Below are 6,000 nucleotides of genomic sequence, written 5' to 3' on the forward strand. Positions count from 1 at the left end.
AGCGCATTGCCTTACAAGTATTAGGCTCGCATCATAGTTGAATGCTAAGTATGTTTTACACTGTATATGATATTTCAAGATTAAAGACTAAATATTAAAAATAAGGGGCTGTAGTAGATAAGGATTAAATATCACACCATTTTCTCAAGGTTTTCAGCTGATTAGATGGTGAGCCATAGTTGAATCTAAACTCGCACTCTTTTAAAAACAAATGGAAGTTCTTCTTATTAATCCCATTATACTTTCTGAGTGTTCGTTTGGACTGATTCCAGAAGTTCTCAATGCCATTGATGTGATTGTTCTTACCGCAAATGAACTCTATAGAGTGATTGACTCTGAAATGTTTAAACTCACTCACATCTAATGCATTGTAACTTCGATAGCTATCCGTATAAACAAAGCTGTCAGGCTTGATTTTACGCTTAATAACAGGCATTAGGGTAGTCTGTTTGGTGTCTGCTACGACAATGGTATAAACCTTACCGTTTCGTTTTAGAATACCAAATACAGCGGTTTTACCAGCTGCCCCGCGACCTCTTTTGCCTTTGCGTACACCGCCAAAGTAACTTTCATCTAATTCGACTTCACCATCAAAAAGCTCATCAGCTTCTAATGAGAGATGGTAATCTATCACAAGTCTTATTTTATGATAAAAAAGTGCAGCAGTATTAGGCTGAATATCAAGCAAATCTGCGGCTGTTCTAGCAGTCACTTCAGCCGTAAAAAACTCTAACAGCCTTCGCTGTGCTTTTTTACTTAGTTTACAACGGGTTATCTTCATAAAAGTAGTCTAGCATAGTGCTTATCTACTACAGCCCCAAAAATAATAGATAAGCGCTAAACAGCCAGAAGGATAAAATATGTCAAATCAGGCAGCGAACAACTCAGTGAACAGAAATGTCACATTGGTACTATTTCATAATGACTTGCGGGTAGCGGACAATGCTACTCTATTAACAGCATCTGAAATCTCCACTGATGGACAGCTGCTATTGGTTTATGCCTCATCGTTGACAGATATATTAGACGATAAAGACTATTACGATGCCTATCGTTATGAGGCTATGGGGCAAGCTCGTCAGCAGTTTTTGCATGAGAGCTTGGCTGATTTAAATACTTCACTGATGCAGCGCGGTAATAGGTTGCTGTATTTACAGAAAGGCGATGAAGCATTGGACGTCTTTACTCAGTTGAGTGATCTAATAGCGCAGCAACGAGTGACAGATATCTGCATCAGTCAAACGGCAGATTATAATAAAAACAAAGTATATGACCTTATGCAGGCGAAATATCCAGAGATACAGTGGCATATACATACAACAGCGACTTTGTTTGATAAGTTACCGCTAGAGAGCTTACCCAAAAGTTTTACGCAATTTCGTAAAAAAATCGAAAGTGACTATGATTTGCTGCATGCAGAAAAAGATATAGCCATTTCTCCAACGCCAGAAACACTTGCTCCATTGCCTGACAATATGTTGAGTAGGGACGAGTACTTTTTTGAATCGCAGTTGTCTAGTGAGACAGAGGTCAATAAGACATTAAAGCAAACATCTAACTTTACAGGTGGTGAGTCAAACGGTTTGAAGCACTTAGATGCTTATTTCTGTTCCGATGCGCCCAGCACTTATAAAACCACACGAAACGCGCTTGATGAGTGGGCGCACTCCACAAAGTTCTCCGCTTGGCTTGCAAACGGTTCGCTATCTGTAAACACAATATTAAATCGTTTGCGCCGTTATGAGCGCGATATTATCGGAAATGACTCTACCTATTGGATATGGTTCGAGCTGCTGTGGCGTGAGTATTTCTATTGGTATGCTGTCACCCATCAGCAAAAGTTGTTTTGGTTTAAAGGCATCGCTCAGCACGCGCCTTCAACTCAATTGATTGAGAGTCTGTTAGCGCAATGGAAGAATGGTACAACACAATATCCTATCGTCAATGCTTGCATGAACCAATTGAACGCGACAGGTTATATGTCGAATCGCGGACGACAATTGGTTGCCAGTTGCTTTATCCATGAGCTAGGCCTTGATTGGCGTTATGGGGCAGCTTACTTTGAGCAACATCTTGTTGATTATGATGTCGGCAGTAATTGGGGCAATTGGCAATATCTGGCAGGCGTGGGTGCTGATCCAAGAGGGTGTAGACAGTTTAATCTAGACAAGCAAACTCAGCAATACGATCCAAACGGTGAGTTTATCCGTGAGTGGCAAGGCAACACTCAAAAGAGCGATTAATGTATGTTGAAAACTCCCACTCAACAGATGATAGCCATTATTAGACTAATTATAAGATAGGTTTAAACAATGAAAAAGCCCAGTCCTTATCTCACTTTTGCAGGTGCTATTCCGTTTGTCGCCTGTGCATTTTTGCTGATGATAGACGTTGTTACCGTGCCTATGCTTGGCTCGGTAGTCGATGTATTAAGTGCTTATGGCCTAATGATTGGCTCGTTTATGGCAGGCGCACATTGGGGCAATCATCTGAGCTTGACAGAGGACAATGAGTGGAGGGTTAAGCTGCCTATATATAGCAATGTCATTGCGCTTGGCCTTTGGCTTGGTTTTTTGACCTTGTCAGCCAGTAGCTTTATTTGGCTATTAGTGATTGGGTTTATAAGTCTGTTGGTTATCGATTATAGTCTGCATCGAGCGCAGATTATCAGTTACATATATTTTAAAGTTAGGCAGTATGTCACGGCGATAGTGGTCGTATCGTTAGTCATCGCGGCATTACAGTTGTAAGTGGTGTTGACTAAGTCATGTCTAAATAATAGCTAAAGAACAGCCAGCCTGATTTCTCTATTTTTATATAGTCAAATCCATATAAATCCGCTACATCGTCATCCTCGCTAAGCATACTAATGTATAACTTGCGCTCGGTTTCCTTGTATCGAAATTATTTGAATTCAACTATACTTGAGATTTTGCTTCTAGAGATTTCCGTAGGCGCTGCACTTTAATGGATAGAATATTTCAATAATCAGACTAAAGATTTATAAAGTTCATTTAAAATGAATGTTATAATTAAAGCCATCTATATTCTTTAAGAAGATGGCTATGCAATCTATCAAGTTACCTAGCAAACCACCAAGCTCTCCGAATCCTATCCTTAATTTAAGCTTTCGCATATTTTTTAGTGCTGCTGCGCTATTTGCCGTAGTAACGATGCTGCTATGGGCGTTTGTGTTCACTGGTCACACGGATATCGATGCACAGGTTTTGAACCCGTTATACTGGCACGGCCATGAAATGGTGTATGGTTATGCCCTAGCAGTGGTAGCCGGGTTTTTGCTAACCGCGGTCAAGACATGGACAGGGGTGATGATGCCGCATGGTTATAAACTGCTAGGTATCTTTGTCTGTTGGTTGCTGGCTCGTCTGAGCTGGTTGGGTTTTGGGCTTGGCATAACGCTCATAGGTGATAGTATATCGTGGCTATATATAGCAGCCATTTTTGATGTAGTATTTGTCGCCTCGATGGCATATGTGATATGTCGAGCAGTATGGCAAGTTAAGCAGTACAAGCAAATGGGTATCTTGGCAAAACTGGCACTGCTGACCTTTGGCAACGGACTCTGCTATTGGGGCATTATTAATGCTGATATGAATACAACTAAGATAGGTATTTATCTTGGGTTCTACTTGATCATCGGTTTGGTGCTGACTATTGGCCGCCGCGTAGTGCCATTTTTTATCGAACGTGGTCTCAGTATAGATATGGAAACGTCAGAACCCGTTAAGCTACGTAATAGTAAAGGACAAGATATCGCAAGCTTAGTGTTTTTCTTCGCCTTTTTTATCAGTGATGTATTTTATCCAAACCAGTATTTGCTGACGGTTACGGCGCTCGGTGTGGCAGTCATTAATATCGTTCGCCTGATAGGGTGGTATCATCACGGTATTTGGCAAAAACCATTACTTTGGTCATTGTATATTGCGTTTTTGGGCATGTGTTTAAGTTTCTTATTATACGCACTACAGCCTTGGTTGGGTTATCCGCACAGCCTCGCCATGCATGGATTGGCGATTGCAGGTATCGGTATGATGACGGTGGCAATGATGACGCGAGTATCTTTGGGTCATACGGGTCGCAGCATTCACCAACCGCCCAAAACGGTAAATCTTATGTACGGTTTGATGGTATTGGTATTTGTTAGCCGCGTACTGCTACCATTAGTAGATATGAGTCATTACCTAGTTTGGATTATGATTGCACAGGGTGCTTGGATTGCTTGTTTTGTGCTATTTTGCATCAGTTATCTGCCCATGCTGGCACGTCCTCGGCCTGATGGTTTATTTGGTTGAAGCGGGCTAACGATACTGTTTACAAATGCTATGTCTAAACGTTATTACCAAAAATGCGACTTACTTTGTCTAGGGCGTGTCCTCAATTCGAACGAGTGTCCTTTAAATGGGCTAAAAATAGCTAAATTTTGCCAAACATCGTCAAATAGTTGGTCAATATCTCGATATTATCTGCACTATTTTTCTCGTTTGACGGCAATTTATCTCATTTTTATCACCATTTTTAAAATGAGGACACGCCCTAGCTTAATATATAAAATTTATAAAAATAGGAGCGCAAATGAATGCGACTGACCAATTATAGTGACTACGCGCTACGCTCATTGATTTATTTGGCTGTGAGACCAGATCCATCACTATTGGCTAATATTAGCGATATTGCTGACAGCTATGGCATTTCTAAAAGTCATTTGACCAAGATTATTCATCAGCTGGGTCAGCTGGGTTATATAGAAAGTGTGCGCGGCAAAAACGGTGGCATACGATTGGCACGTGCATCTAGAGATATAAATTTGGGCGTATTGATCAAACAGATAGAGCCTGATTTTAATTTGGTTGAGTGCTTTGCCGTACCAGTGTCTCATAATGATAGTGAGCAGGGCGATCATCAGACGGATTTACCAGTGACATTCATTGAGGAAGAAAAGAATAAATCACTAGGCTGTGTGATTAGTCCAGCCTGCCAGCTAAAAAGCGTGTTTTTTGAAGCACTCACCGCATTTATCAATGTGCTTGAGCGTTATACATTAGCAGATATTCTGAACAACGAAGATGAGCTTGCGACATTGCTGTTTCGGTAACAGCTTCGATAATAGTGTTGATATGATTATGATCAGCTCACAAAAATGGGTCGCTACACTAGTAAATACAGTAATAGCGACCCATTTTTATATCTATAAAAAATATATGTCTAAGGTGTGAGAAATTAGGCGTTTTCTAGTTTTGGACGTGCTTTCTCAACGGCTTTCACCAGAGCTTTCTCAAACCCACCTTTTTTGAACTGAACAAGATAAGAATGCGCAGCGCAGAAATTGCGTACGTCACGCCATTCATGAGCCAAATTGGTCGCCCAGTCGCAGTATTGCGCGCCAGCGTTTGGTTCGTTTTTCAGTGCTTTTTTGGTCGTGGGGTGTAATATCAGCTCAGGCAATACAGCTTCTAATAACTTAATTGGTGGACTCATAAAAGTATCATCTACATGCAAGCTTTGACTAGCAGGATGATAAGCCAATAAAGAACCTGCATGGATCATCTCATTGGGCGAGATATAATAAATGCCCTCTGACATTGAAAACTTAAGCTCAGGATAGCGTGCAGCGACTGCGTCACTTTCTACCAAGTCATCTGCCCAATCGATTTCTGGTACTTTTTTATGGTGACGACTACTGCCATAAAAGGTGGCTTGCGGGAAGTCTTTGGCCATTTGAGCACAGCTGACTGTATGAAACGGATGTACGTTCAGCACGGCTTCGACATCTTGACCATTATTGGTAAGTGCCATAATCTCATCTCGAACATCACCCGTGAGGGCGTAACTGTCCAAAAAGATAAATTTTCCTGATGATAGCTTGACTAGCGAGCATTGAGTGCCGATATTTAGCACGCCACCGAGACGGAATGTTCCGCGTATGTTCCGAAATCCTGCGCCTAAATCATGAATGTGATCAGTCATTTATAATTTTCCTCG

The 6,000-nt window shown here is 41.2% G+C and carries 6 protein-coding genes; 4 read left to right on the plus strand and 2 right to left on the minus strand.

Translation table 11 applies throughout. The features are described 5' to 3' along the window. Positions 1–124: 124 nt before the first annotated feature. Complete coding sequence (locus CXF69_RS13915) at positions 125–781, minus strand: IS1595 family transposase (protein WP_045455674.1); 657 nt, start codon at positions 779–781, stop codon at positions 125–127. Between the two features lie 79 nt (positions 782–860). Between CXF69_RS13915 and CXF69_RS13920 the strand changes: the two genes are divergently transcribed. The 4 genes from CXF69_RS13920 (at position 861) to CXF69_RS13935 (ending at position 5,113) form a co-directional block, all read left to right on the plus strand. Next, a complete protein-coding gene (locus tag CXF69_RS13920) occupies positions 861–2,243 on the plus strand; it encodes a DASH family cryptochrome (protein ID WP_102077990.1) in 1,383 nt (460 codons plus the stop codon). Between the two features lie 69 nt (positions 2,244–2,312). Then, on the plus strand, positions 2,313–2,750 hold the full coding sequence (locus CXF69_RS13925) for a DUF3429 domain-containing protein (RefSeq protein ID WP_102077989.1): 438 nt from the start codon (positions 2,313–2,315) through the stop codon (positions 2,748–2,750). 315 nt (positions 2,751–3,065) lie between these two features. Continuing rightward, positions 3,066–4,313, plus strand: a complete 1,248-nt coding sequence (locus CXF69_RS13930; protein WP_102077988.1) for an NnrS family protein — start codon at positions 3,066–3,068, stop codon at positions 4,311–4,313. A 284-nt stretch (positions 4,314–4,597) separates the two neighbouring features. Next, positions 4,598–5,113, plus strand: a complete 516-nt coding sequence (locus CXF69_RS13935) for an Rrf2 family transcriptional regulator (protein ID WP_102077987.1) — start codon at positions 4,598–4,600, stop codon at positions 5,111–5,113. 125 nt (positions 5,114–5,238) lie between these two features. On the opposite strand, the gene CXF69_RS13940 is transcribed toward CXF69_RS13935, so the two are convergent. Further along, on the minus strand, positions 5,239–5,985 hold the full coding sequence (locus tag CXF69_RS13940) for a hypothetical protein (RefSeq protein ID WP_102077986.1): 747 nt from the start codon (positions 5,983–5,985) through the stop codon (positions 5,239–5,241). Positions 5,986–6,000: the final 15 nt, after the last annotated feature.

The organism is Psychrobacter sp. Choline-02u-9 (assembly GCF_002836505.1).
GTDB lineage: Bacteria > Pseudomonadota > Gammaproteobacteria > Pseudomonadales > Moraxellaceae > Psychrobacter.